The sequence below is a fragment of the Allobosea sp. TBD101 genome (assembly GCF_059817965.1).
Genome location: NZ_CM187543.1, coordinates 1,285,080 through 1,300,179, shown reverse-complemented (window position 1 = coordinate 1,300,179; position 15,100 = coordinate 1,285,080). Strand labels below are relative to the sequence as shown.

Genomic DNA, 15,100 nt, shown 5'->3' with positions numbered 1-15,100 from the left:
CGGGTCGCATCGCAACCCGGCCGATGCTCGTTCTAGATACGCTTGCCTGTCGCCGCGTCGAACAGATGCGTGACGCTGGTATCCGGCGTAATGCCGATCGTTTCGCCGGGCTTGGCCAAGATGCGCTCGCGGAAGATGCAGGTCAGATCCTGCCCGCCGCAGCGGACGACGACCTGCGTCTCCGAACCCATCGGCTCGACGACCGCGACCTCGGCCTTCAGGCCATTGGGATCGAGCCGGAAGTGCTCAGGGCGGATACCCAGCACCGCAGCTTGCCCGTCGGAGCCGATCGGGTGCTTGCCGATGGGCCAGACCGTGCCACCTTCGGTCTCGAAGCCGTTGCCGACGATCTTGCCCTTGAGCAGGTTCATCGAGGGCGAGCCGATGAAGGCGGCGACGAAGAGATTGGCCGGGTTGTCGTAGAGATCGAGCGGCGCGCCCATCTGCTCGACGATGCCGTCATGCATCACGACGATCTTGTCGGCCATGGTCATGGCCTCGATCTGGTCGTGCGTGACATAGACCGTCGTGGTCTTCAGGCGCTGGTGCAGCTCCTTGATCTCGGTGCGCATCTGCACGCGCAGCTTGGCGTCGAGATTGGAGAGCGGCTCGTCGAACAGGAAGACCTGCGGATCGCGCACGATGGCGCGGCCCATGGCGACGCGCTGACGCTGGCCACCCGAGAGCTGGCGCGGATAGCGGTCGAGCAGCTTGGTCAGGCCCAGGATCTGGGCCGCCTTGTTGACGCGCTCGTCGATCTCGCTCTTCGGCGCCTTCCTGAGCTTCATCGAGAAGGCCATGTTGTCGGCGACCGTCATATGCGGATAGAGCGCATAGTTCTGGAACACCATGGCGATGTCGCGTTCCTTGGGCGGAACGTCGTTCACCACGCGCGGGCCGATCTTGATCTCGCCGCCCGAGATGTTCTCGAGCCCCGCGATCATGCGCAGCAATGTCGATTTCCCGCAGCCGGACGGACCGACCAGGATGACGAACTCGCCGTCGTTGATGTCGATATCGACGCCGTGGATGACCTGCGTCGACCCGTAGGCCTTGCGCACATCGGCGATCTGGACTGAGGCCATGCCGTCCTTCCCTGCTTTCCGTTCCCTGGTCGCTCCGCCCGTCATGCAGGCGGCTCACGACCACAATCGGTTTCTTGTGACCGAATGATGAAAGCGGATATCGCCCGATCCCGGCGATTGTCTCCGTTCCAATCTGCGATAAAGTCATACGATAGAAGCGGGCCTGTCAAGCACCGCCACAACCTCCGGGATGCCGTAATTTCAGGCTGGCCGGAAGTGCCTGAGGGAGGGGCATCAGCGATGCGGGTACGCGATTTCTCGCGACCGACGACGCTCAATCCGGACCGGCTTTTCGGCCAGGTCGCCCAGAAGCTCGCCGTCGCGGTCATCACCGGCCGCGTCCGGGCAGGCGAGGTCCTGCCGAACGAGGATGACCTGCGCTCGGAAATCTCGGTCTCGCGCACGGCCTATCGCGAGGCCGTCAAGATCCTGACGGCGAAAGGACTGGTCGAGGCGCGCCCGAAGAGCGGCACGCGGGCCGCGCCGCGCGAGCGCTGGAACCTGCTCGACCCCGACGTCCTGTCCTGGCATTTCGAGGCCGATCCCAACGAGAAATTCATCCGCGATCTCTTCGAGTTGCGCCGCTTCGTCGAGCCCAGCGCGGCGCGCCTTGCGGCGCAGCGCCGGACCTCGACCGATATCGCCCGTATCGAGGCGGCCTATCGCGGCATGGCCGACGGCGCGCCTTACGCCGAGAACACGATCCGGGCCGACCTCGCCTTCCACGAAGCGATCTTCTCCGCCTGCCAGAACGCCGCGCTGCAATGCCTCTCCAGCGCCGTCATCGCGACGCTGCAATGGTCCTTATTGCTCAAGACCGGCGACGAGGCCGCCTATGTCGAATCCCTGCCCGATCACGAGCACGTGTTGCTCGCCATCATCGACCGCGACGGCGACCTCGCCTCGGCGCGCATGGCCGGCCTGGTCATCGACAGCCTGAACACGACGCTGGCTTCGCTCGGCACGCATGTCGCCACGGAGACGGGGAAAATCGCCAGAATAAAGCATACTAAATGAGCGCCTCGCTCATCGGCGGGACGTGATCGGATAGCGCTCATGCGACGACCGGGCTATGCCGTTCCGGCAGGCCTCGCCATTCCATTTTAATCGATTCAGACCACCCGAATCAACGACCTTCGCCACCACAGACGGACAGCCCGACAATGACAGCCTCGACCAAGCCCGAAATCGTCCAGACCGGCCCGCTGATGGCCTATGCGGCCGACCAGCTCAAGGCCCGCTTCACCGTCCATGAATTGTGGAAGGCGGCCGATCGCGTCGCCCTGCTGCGCGAGGTCTCCGGCCGCGTGCGCGGCGTCGCCGCCGGCGGCGGGCACAACCGCGTCGATGGCGCGCTGTTCGACGCTCTGCCGAAGCTCGAGGTCATCTCCAGCTTCGGCGTCGGCTACGACCATGTCGACGCGGCCGAAGCCGGCAAACGCGGCCTCGTCGTCACCAACACGCCCGACGTCCTGACCGACGAGGTCGCCGACCTCGCGCTCGGCCTGCTGATCGCCACCGTCCGCCAGCTGCCGCAGGTCGACCGCTATCTACGGGAGGGTCAATGGCTCAAGGGCAATTACCCGCTCACCACCTCGCTGCGCGGCCGCAAGGTCGGCATCGTCGGCCTCGGCCGCATCGGCAAGGCGGTGGCGCAACGCGTCGAGGCCTTCGGCCTGCCGGTCGTCTATCACGGCCGCTCGCGCCAGCCCGACGTGTCCTATCCCTACTATCCCTCGCTGGTCGACATGGCCGCCGATGTCGACACGCTGATCTCGGTCGCGCCGGGCGGCGCCTCGACCCATCACATCATCAATGCCGAGGTGCTGAAGGCGCTGGGTCCCAACGGCATCCTGGTCAATGTCGGCCGCGGCACCGTCGTCGACGAGCAGGCGCTGATCAAGGCACTCAAGGACAGGACCATCCTCTCCGCCGGCCTCGACGTCTTCGAGGACGAGCCGCGCGTGCCGGCAGAGCTGATCGCGATCGAGCATGCCGTGCTGCTGCCCCATGTCGGCTCTGCCTCGGTTCATACCCGCGAGGCGATGGGCCAGCTTCTGGTCGACAACCTGGTTTCATGGTTCGATGGCAAGGGCCCGCTGACGCCGGTGTCGGAGACTCCATGGAAAAAGGCCTGATCCACCGGCTTCTGCCGCTGTTGATCCTCGCCGCCGGCGCCCTGCCGGCGGCCGCCCAGACGGCGCCGCTGCCGCGCGGTGCCGACAAGGCACCCGAAGCAATCCGCCGCTGGCTCGGCGCCTGGGAGCTTGCAACGGCCGATGCCTCGCGAAGCTGCACCGTCACGCTCGGCGCGGAAGCCGCAGGCAACCGGCGTCAGTTGCGCTTCCCGGCCACCTGCCGCCGCGCCTTGCCGATCCTCGATACCGCCGCATCCTGGACGCTGAACGGCGCAGGGCAGCCGCAGTTCATGGATGCAGGCGGCAAGGAGGTCATCGCCTTCCAGGGCGGATCGCCCGAGGCCGGCCTCAACGGCAAGGGCAGTGACGGCAAGCCCTACAAGCTGTCGTCGGGAGCCCATCCGCGCGTCTCACCGCAGGTTGCGCAGAGCTCCGCCGGGACGGCGGCCCAACGCATCACGCAAGTCGACCCCGCGACCGCGCCAGCAGCTTCTTCGTTGCCCGGCCGTTATGTCGTAATGCGCCAGCAGAACCGCGAGGCCTGCCGCCTCGTCCTGTCGCCTGCCTCTGCCGATGGCCGCCAGCCAGCCGCTTTCGAAGGGCTCTGCCCGGATACCGGCCTGACCATCTTCGACCCCGTCGGCTGGCGTTATGCCGACGGCCGCCTGACGCTCGTCGCGCGCCGAGGCCACGGCACCGACCTCGTCTTCGAGAACGGCCAGTGGCGCAAGGACCCCGCGGTTGGCGCCCCGCTTCTGATGCGCAAGCTCGCGCCGTAGCGTGCATGGCCGGGCTGGCCGGCCGTGCAGCGTGGAGCTCTATTCGGCAGCAGCCGCCGGGCTCAGGACGCCCCTGCGAATCTGGTCTTCCTCGATCGATTCGAAGAGCGCGCGGAAATTGCCCTCGCCGAAGCCATCATCGCCCTTGCGCTGGATGAACTCGAAGAAGATCGGTCCGACCACCGTGGCCGAGAAGATCTGCAGCAGCACCTTGCTCATCCGGCCCTGCTTCTCGCCGAGCGCGACCGCGCCCTCGCCGTCGATCAGGATGCCGTTGGCCTTGAGCCGCTCGACCGGCTCGCCATGGTTCGGCACGCGGGCATCGACCTTCTCGTAATAGGTCGCGGGCGGCGAGGGCATGAACGGCAGACCGTTGCCGCGCAGGGCCTCGACGCTGGCATAGATGTCGCGCGAGCCCATCGCGACGTGCTGGATGCCCTCGCCCTTGTACCGGCGCAGGTACTCCTCGATCTGGCTCTTGTCGTCGAGCGACTCGTTGATGGGTATGCGGATCTTGCCGCAGGGCGAGGTCAGCGCGCGCGAGATCAGGCCGGTCAGCTTGCCCTCGATGTTGAAGAAGCGGATCTCGCGGAAATTGAACAGGTTGCCGTACCAGTCGGCCCAATGGTCCATGCGCCCGCGCATGACATTATGGGTGAGGTGGTCGAGATAATACAGGCCGGCCTGCTCCGGATGCGGGTCGCGCTCGCCGATCCACTCGAAATCGACATCCCAGATCGAGCCCTTCTCGCCGTAGCGGTCGACAAAATAGAGCAGCGAACCGCCGATGCCGCGCACCGCGGGGATCGCGAGCTCGCCCGGCCCGATCGCGCTTTCATAGGGCTCCGCGCCGAGCGACACGGCCCGCTCGAAGGCATGCTTCGCATCGACGACGCGGAAGGCCATCGCGCAGGCGCAGGGGCCATGTGCGGCGGCGAACGCCTGGGCGAAGGAATCGGGTTCCGCGTTGACGACGAAATTGACGTCGCCCTGCCGGTAGAGCGTCACCTGCTTCGAGCGGTGGCGGGCAACCTTGGTGAAGCCCATCGTCTCGAAGAGAGCGCCGAGCTTCTCCGGTTCGGGATGGGCGTATTCGACGAACTCGAAACCATCCGTGCCCATCGGGTTGGCGGCCGAGATCGCAGGCGGGGCGGCATCGTGCGGAAACGGACCCATGGGCATTCCTCCTGTCTGCTCTTGTCGGGACGATCGATCATCGCGCAAATGGCAGGCGAATTTCGTGCAAACTTGCCTCCTTTCGAAAACTCGATGCATGATCCGTGCATCATGGATGTTGCAGGCGCATTATATGGCCACGCTCGACGCACTCGACTGGCGTCTCCTCGACGCGCTCCAGAACGACGCCTCCCTGACCAACGCATCCCTGGCCGAGACGGTCGGGCTTTCGGCGAGCCAGGTCTCGCGCCGGCGCCAGCGGCTGGAGCAGGAGGGCGTCATCCGTGGCTACCGCGCAGCGTTGGAGCCTTCCGCCGTCGGCCTCGGCGTCATCGTCTTCATTCATGTCGCGCTCGACACGCATTCGCGCGACAATGCCCGTCGCTTCCGTGATCTCGTGCGATTGACGCCCGCGATCCTCGAGGCCCACGCCCTGACCGGCGAGGCTGATTACCTGCTGAAGGTCGCCGTAGGCGACCTCAAGGCGCTCGCCCGACTGGTCAACGAAATCCTGATGCCACATGAAAGCGTGGCCCGCGTGCGCTCCGAGATCGCGCTGGAAACGCTGAAGGAACCGGGACTGCTGCCGCTGCCGATGACTTGAGCGCCAAGCTGTGCAAACTGACGCCTTGGTCGCACCGTTTTCATGCCGCTGATCGATCCCGACTGCGCGGCATCACGACCGCCAACAGGAGAAACCTAGATGTTCAATGCCAAATCCCTGCTCGATGCCCTGATCAATGCCGGCAGCCAGGCCGGCACGCAGGCAGGGCAGCAGGGCGGCCTCGGCGGCATGCTCGGCGGACTGGCCGATCAGGTCCAGCGCTCGGGCGGGATCGGCGGCCTGGCCGGACAGATCCTGACCCAGGCGACGCAGGGCCTTGGCGACGCGGCGCGCCAGACCGGCGTGCAACAGGGCGCCGGCGAAGCACTCGGCCGGGTCACCGGCGGCCGGACGCCGGACCAGCTCATCGAGCAGGCCAAAGGCATGTTCACCAGCAACCCGGCGCTGGCCACCGCCGTGCTCGGCGGTCTCGGCGCGCTCGTCTTCGGCACCAGCACGGGCCGCTCGGTCGCCGGCTCCGCAGCCAAGCTCGGCGGCCTCGCCCTGATCGGCGGCCTCGCCTACAAGGCCTACCAGAACTATCAGGCCGGCAAGCCGCTGCTCAACGCAGCCCAGCAGGAAGTACTGCCGGCGCCGGCCGGCACCGGCTTCGAGCCGCAGGCCGCGACCGAGGCCACGGCCCTCGTCTTCATCCGCGCCATGATCGCGGCGGCCGCCGCCGACGGTCATATCGATGCGGAAGAGCGCAGCGCGATCCTCGGTGGCCTGAAGGAAGCCGGCCTCGAACAGGAGGCGCATGCCTGGCTGGCACAGGAGATGGCGAAGCCGGCCTCGATCGACACATTGGTCGAGGCGGCCGAAAGCCCCGAGCTAGCCGCGCAGATCTATACGGCGGCGCGCATCGCCATCAATCCGGACAACGCCGCCGAGAAGGACTTTCTCGCTGGCCTCGCCGGCTCGCTCGGCCTCGATGCCGAACTGGTCGCCAATATCGACGCCGCCGCCAGCGCCGCCAAGGTCTGACAGCTTCGGCCGGCGCCTGATCGCGGCGCCGGCCACCTCGGGCTTTCGCGGAATGCGGAAGCCCGATGTTAAGCATGGCGTTGAAATCACTGCTCGTTTCGACGCCACATGCACCCTCGCTTAGGATTTTCCAGCCGATAACGCCCGCGCCGGTCGAGCCGGTGGCCGGGTTCCGCATCGCGGAAGCCGACCCATGTCTTAGGGAGACGGGTCGAACCATGTCTGTGACCGCGATGATCAGAGCGATGCGGCCGCACCATTGGCTCAAGAACGGCCTCGTCTTCGTCCCCATCCTGCTCAACCATGACGCCTTCGATCCGCACGCGCTTTGGCTCGGCCTGATCGCCTTCGTCGCCTTCAGCCTGATCGCCTCCGCGGTCTATCTCCTGAACGACATCAAGGATGTCGAGGCGGATCGGCGCCACCCGACCAAGCGCAAGCGCCCGCTCGCGGCCGGCGAGATCACGGCGGCACAGGCCTATGCCGCCGTCCCCATCCTGCTCATTGCCGCCTTTTCCATGGTCATGCTCGTCCCGCAGCCGAAGAACTTCCTCCTCGCGCTGCTGGCGTATCTCTTCCTGGCGCTGGCCTATCTGCTCTTCCTCAAGCGCAAGCTTCTGGTCGACGTGCTCGGCCTCGCCGCCATGCACACGCTGCGCATCCTCGCCGGCAATGCCGCTGCCGCCATCGCGATATCGTCATGGCTGCTGGCCTTCGCGATGTTCCTCTTCCTCAGTCTGGCTCTGGTGAAGCGCTATGCCGAACTGCGCCTGACTCAGGATCAGTCCGGGCTAAAAAAGGCGGGGCGCGGCTATCAGGCCGAGGATATCGAGGCGTTGTCGCAGCTCGGCATGGCCTCGGGCTGCACCTGCGCGCTCATCATGGCGCTCTATGTCGACAGCGCCAACGTGAAGCAGCTCTACAGCCAGCCCAAGCTGATCTGGCTGATCTGCCCGATCATCCTCTACCAGATGGCACGGATCTGGTTCCTGGCCCGCCGCGGCGATATGCCGGATGATCCGCTGGTCTTCATGATCCGTGACTGGCGCAGCCAGTTCATGGGGCTGCTCGTGGTCCTGATCATGGTCGCTGCGACCTTCCTGCCGTGACCGCGCCCTTGACCGATTACCGATCCTGGGGCGGACTTGCGGCCCGCGGCAGCACGATCCTCGACGCCCGCGACTGGCTCGACGCGCCTCACCGCCCGCGCCGCCCGCTCCTCGCCTATGGCAACGGCCGCTCCTATGGCGATTCCTGCCTGAACGACGGCGGCACGCTGATCGATGCACGCAGTCTCGACGACATCCTCGCCTTCGATCGCGAGACAGGCCTCATCACCTGCGGCGCCGGCCTCATGCTCGATCGCCTGCTCGAGATCGCCGTGCCGGCCGGCTGGTTTCCGCCGGTCACGCCCGGCACCGCCTTCGTCACCGTCGGCGGCGCGCTCGCCAACGACGTTCACGGCAAGAACCACCACGGCGCCGGCACCTTCGGCTGTCATGTTCGCGCCTTCGAACTGGCGCGCTCGGACGGTCAGCACCTGATCTGCGCCCCCGATCTCAATGCCGAGCTCTTCGCCGCGACAATCGGCGGCTTCGGCCTGACCGGGCTCGTGACGCAGGTGACGCTGCAGCTCATGCCGATCGCATCGGCCGAAATGGCGCAGGAGGTCCTGCCCTTCGACAATCTGGCACGCTTCTTCGAGATCGCCGCCGCCTCCGACGCCACGCATGACTACACCGTCGCCTGGATCGACTCGCTCGCCAGCGGCCGTCATTTCGGCCGTGGCGTCTTCTTCCGGGCCAATCATGCCCCCGCATCCGACGAGCCGCCGCCGCGGATGGCACGCTCGCTGCCGTTCCCGCTGAAGCCACCCTTCCCGCTGATCAACCGCGTGACACTCGGAGCCTTCAACTGGCTCTACCGCAACAGCCAGCCGCAGGGCGGCAGCGAGCGCCGCGTCCCCTATAGGCCGTTCTTCTATCCGCTCGACCGCATCTACGACTGGAACCGCGCCTATGGCCCGAAGGGCCTGCGGCAGTTCCAGTGTGCCGTCCCGCGCGACGGTGCGCCCGAGACCGTGGCCGAGATGCTCAGGCAGACGCTCGCCGCAGGCGAAGCCTCCTTCCTGACGGTGCTGAAGCTCTTCGGCGACAAGCCCTCGCCCGGCCTGATGTCCTTCCCCATGCCGGGCGCGACGCTGACGCTGGACTTCCCCAATCGCGGCGAGCGAACCGAACGATTGCTCGCCCGGCTCGACAGCCTCGCCATTGCCGCTGGCGGACGGGTCAATCCCTACAAGGATGCCCGCATGTCATCAGCCACCTTCGCGGCCTCCTTTCCGCGCTGGCGCGACTTCGCAGCTCATATCGACCCGGGCTTTTCCTCCGATTTCTGGCGGCGGGTCACGACGCGGTAGGATCGGCCTGCGACATCACAGCCCGGTGAGGTACGCGCGACAACGGTTTCCCGGCAGATGGCCGGCTGCTAGCAGCGCCTCATGACCACCCCTCTGAACGATCAGCCGGCACCGGACCGGCACGCATTCCTTTCGCCGACACGTCGCCAGGCCCTCGCCATCACCTTGTTCTCATCGCTGGGCGCCATCCCGGCCGTGGCCCGGCAGCCGCCACGCTTCTCCGGGCCAAGTTCGCAATTCGTCCAGATCGATCCCCCGGAAGAGGCCGGCTCCCTCGTCCTCACCGATCTCGCCGGCAAGACCCGGCCGCTTTCCGCCTATCGCGGCAAGGCGGTCCTCCTGAATTTCTGGGCAAGCTGGTGCCCGCCCTGCCGGCGCGAATTGCCGATCCTGCGGCGGCTCCAGACAAAGACGGCCCGCGAGCCCTTCGTCGTAGTCCCGGTCTCGCTCGACAAATCCGTGGCGACCGTGAAGGCCTATCTCGACAGGCTCGGCCTTGCCGACCTCAAGACTTTCATCGATGCCGAGGGGATAGTGGCCTCGGGCCCGAAATCGGCGAAGCCTACGCCCTTCCCGCTCTATGGCATGCCGATGACCTATCTGCTCGACCGCGAGGCGCGCAGCGTCGGCTATCTCGTCGGCGAAGCGGATTGGACGAGCCCGGAGGGGCTGGAATTGCTGCGCTTCTATGGGCGGGCCGCGGGCTGATCGCACCGTGTTCTGGAGCGGCTCCAACCACCCCGAAAAATTCTCACATCACCTTTGAACCCGTTTGCCGCGGCCTGCGACCAATGAGCATGAAGAGCGAAACCTTCGCTCTCACAGAGATTGGGAGACGAGCATGACGACGTTCCGCAAGACCGTGACCGCGACCCTCGCGGCCCTCACCCTGGCCACCACCTTCGCGGCTTCCGGCGCCGAGGCGCGCCCGCGCTGGGGTTATGGCTACGGCCACCGGGGCTGGGGTGTCGGAGCGGGCGTGGTCGGCGCACTCGCCGCGGGCGCCATCATCGCCGGCGCCACCCGCCCCGCCTATGGCTACGGCTACTACGCCGCCCCCGTCCGCTCCTGCGATATGGTCGAACGCTTCGACCGCTGGGGCAACGTCATCGGCTACCGCCGGGTGTGCGGCTACTACTGAGCTTTTCTGGAAGACTCCTGTTTCGAGACCCCTGACTCAAAAGGCCGGCTTGCGCCGGCCTCTTTTTTGTTGGCGGTCACTCGGATCGCCAACTGCGGATCGTTCCCGGCCAGAACCACCTTTGTCATTCCGGGGCTTCGCCTAGCGAAGAACCCGGAACCCACGACTGGGTGAGCCGCTCGCAACGCGTCTTGAATGTCTCACTCGATCGTGGTTTCCGGGTTCGCGCCTGCGGCGCGCCCCGGAATGACAAGCGTGGAGCTTGAGGCCGCTGCAACCAGCGCCCGCATCACCTAGCCCTTGCCGACCGCGACCTTGCGCAGATAGCCGGTGACGATGCCGGTGACGCCGCCCGACAGCACAGCCTCGAAGGCCGCAAGGAACTGGTCGCACTGCTCGCGCGTGACGATCAGCGGCGGCTCCAGCCGGATGACGTTGCGGTTGTACTCGGTGAAGGCGACGAGTACGTCGTGCTCCTTCAGCAGGAGCGCGCCGACGAAGCCGCAGAGCGAGCCCTTCAGCTTGTCGTCGAGCAGCGCGACCATGTGCTTCAGTCCGAAGGGCATGGTCTCGCTGATGTCCTGGAACTCGACGCCGATCATCAGGCCGCGCCCGCGGATTTCCTTGAGCAGGCTCGGATACTTGGCGCGCAGGCCGTTCAGCTTCTCGATCAGGTAGTCACCCTGACGCTGGGCATTGCCCATCAGGTCCTCGTCATAGAGGACGTTGAGGGCCTCGATCGACGAGACGCAGGCCTCGCCCATGCCGCCGAAGGTCGCCTGCGCATGGATCAGCGCGCTCTTCGGCTTGCCATAGGCTTTCATGTAGATCTCGCGACGGGCGATCATCGCCCCCATCGCCGCCTTCGAACCGCCGAGCGCCTTGGCCAGCGCGGTGACGTCAGGCACCACGCCGTCGCGCTCGAAGGCGAAGAACTGGCCGGTGCGGCCGAGCCCGCACTGCACCTCGTCGGCAACCCAGAGCACGCCATGCTTGTCGCAGAGCGCACGCAGTTCGCGCCAGAAGCCCTCGGGCGCCTCGACGATGCCACCACCGCCCTGGATCGTCTCCATCACGACGATGCCGATCGAGGGATCGCTCTCCAGCGCCTGTCGGACCGCGTTGATGTCGCCGAACGGCACCTTGACCCGGTTCTCGACCAGCTTGAACTGCGACTGGTAGAGCGTCGAATCCGTGACCGAGAGCACGCCCTTGGTCTTGCCGTGGAACGAGTTCGCGGCGTGCAGGATTTTGGACTTGTCCGGGCCCTGCGCCTGCTCGGCGACCTTCAGCGCCGCCTCCATCGCCTCCGAGCCGGTCGAGCCGAGGAAGACCATGTCGAGATCGCCTGGCGCGATGGTGGCGAGGTTCTTGGCCAGCGCGGAGGCATATTGCGACATGAAGGCCATGCAGATTTCATGGCGGTTCTCGTCCTGGAACTTCTGCCGGGCCGCGACGATGCGCGGATGGTTGTGGCCGAAGGCGACCGAGCAGAAACCGCCGAAGAAATCGAGGATCTTGCGGCCATCCTTGGTGATGTAGTGCATCCCCTCGGCACGGTCGACGAGGATCTTGTCGAAGCCGAGCAGCTTCAGGAAGTGAAGCTGGCCGGGATTGATATGGGCTGCGAAGAGCTCCTTTACCTGCGCGGCATCGAGCTGCTTGGCAGCTTCCACGCTGATGAGCTGCGGCCGGGCATTGGTCAAGGCGACGTCCTCGTTCTTGAAGGCGGGCATGCTCATGCGGCGAGGCTCCTCTCAGCCTGTTTCGGGCCATCCTTGGCCTTGCGATACTCGGTATAGGCGGCGAGCAGCATGTCCTCGTCGCGGTATTGCGGCGCCCAGCCGAGCTCGCGCTTGGCCTTGGAGGTGTCGAGGATGCAGATCTCGTCGGCGATCTTGTACTGCTCGGGATCCATGATCGGCAGGTTGATCGCGTCCAGCGTATCGAGCGTCAGCTTCACCAGCGAGGCCGGCGTCGGCAGCAGGATCGACTTGGAACCTGCATGCTTGATCAGGTCGCCGAGCAGCTTGCGCACCGGCGGCGGATCGTCGGAGCCGAGATTATAGGCCTCGTTCGGGAAGCCCGCCTTCCAGGCAGCGACGCAGGCGCTGGCGCAGTCGAAGACCGAGATGAACTGGTAGGGGTTCTTGCCCGAGCCGATCATCGGCACCGGCAGGTTCATGTCGATCAGCTTGAACAGCTTGACGAGGATGCCGAGCCGGCCGGGCCCGATGATCAGGCGCGGCCGGAAGATCGGGATGCGGAAGCCCTTGGCGCGGTACTCGTCGGCGAGGCGCTCGGTCGCGAGCTTGCTCTCCCCGTACTCGCCGAGCGGATGGGCCGGGTGCGTCTCGTCCTGCGGCACCGTCACCGAATGGCCGTAGATCATGTCGGTGGTGAAATGGACGAGCCGGTTGGCGCCGTTCTTCTCCATCCACGACAGGATGTTCTGCGTGCCGTGATAGTTCACCGGCCAGAAGAATTCGTGCCGCTCGGCCCGCGTCACGATCGGCGAGAGCATCTTGGCGGAGAGATTGTAGACGAGGTCTTCCGGCGTCAGCGGGATTGCGTCCACGCTCTCGGCCTTGGTCACGTCGACCGTCAGGAACGGCACCTTGGCGTAATGCGCGTGGCTGCTCTGGTGGATGTCGGCAACCAGCACCTCCTCGCCCATGGCGGAGAGATCCGCCGCCAGATGCGAGCCGACGAAGCCGTCGCCGCCGATGATGATGTGCTTCATCGTATCACCTCCGGTCGACAGGCAGGCGGGGATGGCGGTTGCGCACCGGCACGGGCACCGGCTGCGGCGCCACCGGCGGCTCGAACAGGGCGCCGAGGCGCAGGAACAGGCGTACGATCAGGTCCATGATCTCCCTCAGCTTTGTGCAATGAAGATGGTGCCCAGCACGATGAAGCCGATGCCAGCGATACGCATCGCGCTCAGATCCTCGTGGAAGACGAAATAGGCGTAAGCCGCGACCACGACATAGGCGAGGCTCAGGAACGGGTAGGCGTAGCTGATCTGCACCTTGGAGAGCACGATCAGGTGCGAGGCCATGCTGATCACGAAGGTGCACAGGCCCGCGAAGACGAAGGGGTTGAAGACGACGCGGAAGACCGTGGCGATCAGCCCGTCGCCGGCGACATCAAGCGAACCGACACCGGTCATGCCGCGCTTCAGCATCAATTGCGCGGCGGCGTTGGTCAGCACCGTGAACAGGATCAGGGGCAGATAGGTGTTCATGGTGGCGCTTGCCGGCTCCGCTTGGCTTCGTCGCCACCGGGATGCAGCCGAAAATACTTCAAATGCCTTAGGGGCCGGCGCCGACTTGCTTCTAGCGTTAAGGCTCTGCTGACGGGATCGCAGAAAATCGCCGGCGCTTCTTCAGGTATCGCTCAGCTCTCATGGTGTCCGCGCCGGATGCGCCTGACAGCCAACCAGACTCCCAGCAGCGCCACCGGCACGAACAGCGCCATCGCGACGCCCGTATCCGGCATCGGCCAGCCGGCCTCCTTCGCGCCCTTGGCGAGATAGCCGAACAGGCTGACGACGTAATAGGCGATGGCCGCGACCGAGAGCCCCTCGACCGTATGCTGCAATCGCAATTGCAGCCGCGTCCGCTCGTTCATCGCAGCGAGGAGGTCGCGGTTTTGCTGCTCCAGCGCGACATCGACGCGGGTGCGCAACAGGTTGGAAGCGCGCCCCAGATTGCGCGAGAGATCGGCCAGGCGCCCGACCAGCATCTGGCAGGTCCGCATCGCCGGCGCCATCCGCCGCGACAGGAAGGCGGAGCTCGTCGGCCAGCCCTCATGCGGTTCCTCACCGATCGCCGCAAGCCTCTGCTGCACGATATCGCTATAGGCGCGGCTGGCGCCGAAACGGTAGCCGGCGACGGTCGCCTCCGCCTGGAGCCGGGCCGCAAGCGCCGTCATTTCGTCGAGCAGGGCGTTGTCGGCGGCGAGCCCGTCGGTCTGCGTCATCGTGTTGGCGATGCGCACCAGCGCTTCCTCGGTCGACTTGACGAAAGGCGCGATGCGATGGGCTTCCGGCAGGCCGAGCAGGGCCAGCGTCCGATAGGTCTCGATCTCCAGCAGGCGTTGCGCGAGCGCCCCCGCCTGCGCCGGCGTCAGCGAGCGATCCCGCACCAGGATGCGCACGAAACCGTCTGCGCAGGCCCGAAAATCCGTCGCCGCCATGGCCGCGCCGCCATCGACCGAGACCACGGCGAGGCTGGAGGCATCGAACAATCTGTCGAAAGCCTCGGTCGGCCGCTCGACGACCAAGTGCAGATCGACCGAGACGAGATGCGGCCCCGGTTGCGGCAATTCGAGCATCGGCTGCGGCAGCATCGTGGGCGGCGGCTCGAAGGGTTGGCCGCCATTCGCCGGCAGCTCCCAGCTATAGGTGGTGAACTCGCTATGCTGTTCCCAGCGCAGGCCAGTGTCGTTGAGCCGGGCGCGATGATGCTTCGCGTCCTCCGATGGGCCGGCGACGCCGCGCTCGGCACAAAAGCGCGCCAGCGCCGCGCGATCCGCCGCGGCCTGCGCGGCATCGGTCAGGAAGGCGAAATGCAGGACGCGGCTCGGCGTCGCCATCGGCGCGAAGGGGCGGGCATGGACCTCGCCGAGGATCAGGCCGCGATCGGGATGGGCGATCAGCCGCGACGGCGCCGGCTGCGGCACCTGAATCGCATTCGCATGACGCGCGTCTTCCATCGCCGCCCCCGCCTGGACGAAGCCAGCTTGCCTCAGGTCCTCCCATGCGCCAACA

Annotated in this window: 16 protein-coding genes; 9 read left to right on the top strand and 7 right to left on the bottom strand. The window is 66.2% G+C overall.

Annotation, left to right across the window (positions count from 1 at the left end; all coding sequences use genetic code 11):
- Positions 1 to 32: 32 nt before the first annotated feature.
- A complete protein-coding gene (locus AC6RIC_RS06115) occupies positions 33 to 1,085 on the bottom strand; it encodes an ABC transporter ATP-binding protein (RefSeq protein ID WP_454655515.1) in 1,053 nt (350 codons plus the stop codon).
- A gap of 240 nt (positions 1,086 to 1,325) precedes the next feature.
- Between AC6RIC_RS06115 and AC6RIC_RS06110 the strand changes: the two genes are divergently transcribed.
- The 3 genes from AC6RIC_RS06110 (at position 1,326) to AC6RIC_RS06100 (ending at position 4,002) form a co-directional block, all read left to right on the top strand.
- On the top strand, positions 1,326 to 2,102 hold the full coding sequence (locus tag AC6RIC_RS06110; protein ID WP_454655514.1) for a FadR/GntR family transcriptional regulator: 777 nt from the start codon (positions 1,326 to 1,328) through the stop codon (positions 2,100 to 2,102).
- Positions 2,103 to 2,248: 146 nt separating this feature from the next.
- Complete coding sequence (locus AC6RIC_RS06105; RefSeq protein ID WP_499735507.1) at positions 2,249 to 3,223, top strand: 2-hydroxyacid dehydrogenase; 975 nt, start codon at positions 2,249 to 2,251, stop codon at positions 3,221 to 3,223.
- Positions 3,208 to 4,002, top strand: coding sequence for an AprI/Inh family metalloprotease inhibitor (locus AC6RIC_RS06100; RefSeq protein ID WP_499735506.1), 795 nt, complete (start codon positions 3,208 to 3,210; stop codon positions 4,000 to 4,002). Before AC6RIC_RS06105 ends, AC6RIC_RS06100 begins: the two co-directional genes overlap by 16 nt.
- A gap of 39 nt (positions 4,003 to 4,041) precedes the next feature.
- Here the strand turns inward: AC6RIC_RS06100 and hppD are convergent, their stop codons facing one another.
- Positions 4,042 to 5,178: a 4-hydroxyphenylpyruvate dioxygenase gene (hppD, locus tag AC6RIC_RS06095; RefSeq protein WP_499735505.1), complete on the bottom strand. Its 1,137-nt coding sequence runs from the start codon at positions 5,176 to 5,178 to the stop codon at positions 4,042 to 4,044.
- 133 nt (positions 5,179 to 5,311) lie between these two features.
- Between hppD and AC6RIC_RS06090 the strand changes: the two genes are divergently transcribed.
- The 6 genes from AC6RIC_RS06090 (at position 5,312) to AC6RIC_RS06065 (ending at position 10,326) form a co-directional block, all read left to right on the top strand.
- Positions 5,312 to 5,782 (top strand): Lrp/AsnC family transcriptional regulator, encoded by a 471-nt coding sequence (locus AC6RIC_RS06090; protein ID WP_499735504.1) that lies wholly within the window; start codon positions 5,312 to 5,314, stop codon positions 5,780 to 5,782.
- Between the two features lie 99 nt (positions 5,783 to 5,881).
- Positions 5,882 to 6,766 carry a tellurite resistance TerB family protein gene (locus AC6RIC_RS06085; protein ID WP_454655509.1) on the top strand — a complete coding sequence of 295 codons (885 nt, stop codon included), beginning with the start codon at positions 5,882 to 5,884 and terminating at the stop codon, positions 6,764 to 6,766.
- Between the two features lie 218 nt (positions 6,767 to 6,984).
- Positions 6,985 to 7,875 carry a UbiA family prenyltransferase gene (locus AC6RIC_RS06080; protein WP_499735503.1) on the top strand — a complete coding sequence of 297 codons (891 nt, stop codon included), beginning with the start codon at positions 6,985 to 6,987 and terminating at the stop codon, positions 7,873 to 7,875.
- On the top strand, positions 7,872 to 9,185 hold the full coding sequence (locus AC6RIC_RS06075) for an FAD-binding oxidoreductase (RefSeq protein ID WP_488848200.1): 1,314 nt from the start codon (positions 7,872 to 7,874) through the stop codon (positions 9,183 to 9,185). The genes AC6RIC_RS06080 and AC6RIC_RS06075 overlap by 4 nt, the downstream gene beginning before the upstream one ends.
- Before the next feature lie 81 nt (positions 9,186 to 9,266).
- Positions 9,267 to 9,893, top strand: a complete 627-nt coding sequence (locus AC6RIC_RS06070; protein WP_499735502.1) for a TlpA family protein disulfide reductase — start codon at positions 9,267 to 9,269, stop codon at positions 9,891 to 9,893.
- A 133-nt stretch (positions 9,894 to 10,026) separates the two neighbouring features.
- On the top strand, positions 10,027 to 10,326 hold the full coding sequence (locus tag AC6RIC_RS06065; protein WP_454655505.1) for a hypothetical protein: 300 nt from the start codon (positions 10,027 to 10,029) through the stop codon (positions 10,324 to 10,326).
- A gap of 293 nt (positions 10,327 to 10,619) precedes the next feature.
- Here the strand turns inward: AC6RIC_RS06065 and AC6RIC_RS06060 are convergent, their stop codons facing one another.
- From AC6RIC_RS06060 to AC6RIC_RS06040, 5 genes are all read right to left on the bottom strand, one after another.
- On the bottom strand, positions 10,620 to 12,068 hold the full coding sequence (locus tag AC6RIC_RS06060) for an aspartate aminotransferase family protein (RefSeq protein ID WP_499735501.1): 1,449 nt from the start codon (positions 12,066 to 12,068) through the stop codon (positions 10,620 to 10,622).
- On the bottom strand, positions 12,065 to 13,069 hold the full coding sequence (locus tag AC6RIC_RS06055) for an NAD-dependent epimerase/dehydratase family protein (RefSeq protein ID WP_454655503.1): 1,005 nt from the start codon (positions 13,067 to 13,069) through the stop codon (positions 12,065 to 12,067). Before AC6RIC_RS06055 ends, AC6RIC_RS06060 begins: the two co-directional genes overlap by 4 nt.
- 4 nt (positions 13,070 to 13,073) lie before the next feature.
- Positions 13,074 to 13,196, bottom strand: a complete 123-nt coding sequence (locus AC6RIC_RS06050; RefSeq protein WP_257732638.1) for a hypothetical protein — start codon at positions 13,194 to 13,196, stop codon at positions 13,074 to 13,076.
- An 8-nt stretch (positions 13,197 to 13,204) separates the two neighbouring features.
- Complete coding sequence (locus AC6RIC_RS06045; RefSeq protein WP_377841245.1) at positions 13,205 to 13,573, bottom strand: DMT family transporter; 369 nt, start codon at positions 13,571 to 13,573, stop codon at positions 13,205 to 13,207.
- A 152-nt stretch (positions 13,574 to 13,725) separates the two neighbouring features.
- Positions 13,726 to 15,045 (bottom strand): DUF3422 family protein, encoded by a 1,320-nt coding sequence (locus AC6RIC_RS06040; RefSeq protein WP_499735500.1) that lies wholly within the window; start codon positions 15,043 to 15,045, stop codon positions 13,726 to 13,728.
- Positions 15,046 to 15,100: the final 55 nt, after the last annotated feature.

Bases quoted from the DNA above. Each gene is read 5' to 3' on its own strand.
- AC6RIC_RS06115 (WP_454655515.1), bottom strand. From the start codon at position 1,085: ATGGCCTCAGTCCAGATCGCCGATGTGCGCAAGGCCTACGGGTCGACG.
- AC6RIC_RS06110 (WP_454655514.1), top strand. From the start codon at position 1,326: ATGCGGGTACGCGATTTCTCGCGACCGACGACGCTCAATCCGGACCGG.
- AC6RIC_RS06105 (WP_499735507.1), top strand. From the start codon at position 2,249: ATGACAGCCTCGACCAAGCCCGAAATCGTCCAGACCGGCCCGCTGATG.
- AC6RIC_RS06100 (WP_499735506.1), top strand. From the start codon at position 3,208: ATGGAAAAAGGCCTGATCCACCGGCTTCTGCCGCTGTTGATCCTCGCC.
- hppD (WP_499735505.1), bottom strand. From the start codon at position 5,178: ATGGGTCCGTTTCCGCACGATGCCGCCCCGCCTGCGATCTCGGCCGCC.
- AC6RIC_RS06090 (WP_499735504.1), top strand. From the start codon at position 5,312: ATGGCCACGCTCGACGCACTCGACTGGCGTCTCCTCGACGCGCTCCAG.
- AC6RIC_RS06085 (WP_454655509.1), top strand. From the start codon at position 5,882: ATGTTCAATGCCAAATCCCTGCTCGATGCCCTGATCAATGCCGGCAGC.
- AC6RIC_RS06080 (WP_499735503.1), top strand. From the start codon at position 6,985: ATGTCTGTGACCGCGATGATCAGAGCGATGCGGCCGCACCATTGGCTC.
- AC6RIC_RS06070 (WP_499735502.1), top strand. From the start codon at position 9,267: ATGACCACCCCTCTGAACGATCAGCCGGCACCGGACCGGCACGCATTC.
- AC6RIC_RS06065 (WP_454655505.1), top strand. From the start codon at position 10,027: ATGACGACGTTCCGCAAGACCGTGACCGCGACCCTCGCGGCCCTCACC.
- AC6RIC_RS06060 (WP_499735501.1), bottom strand. From the start codon at position 12,068: ATGAGCATGCCCGCCTTCAAGAACGAGGACGTCGCCTTGACCAATGCC.
- AC6RIC_RS06055 (WP_454655503.1), bottom strand. From the start codon at position 13,069: ATGAAGCACATCATCATCGGCGGCGACGGCTTCGTCGGCTCGCATCTG.
- AC6RIC_RS06050 (WP_257732638.1), bottom strand. From the start codon at position 13,196: ATGGACCTGATCGTACGCCTGTTCCTGCGCCTCGGCGCCCTGTTCGAG.
- AC6RIC_RS06045 (WP_377841245.1), bottom strand. From the start codon at position 13,573: ATGAACACCTATCTGCCCCTGATCCTGTTCACGGTGCTGACCAACGCC.
- AC6RIC_RS06040 (WP_499735500.1), bottom strand. From the start codon at position 15,045: ATGGAAGACGCGCGTCATGCGAATGCGATTCAGGTGCCGCAGCCGGCG.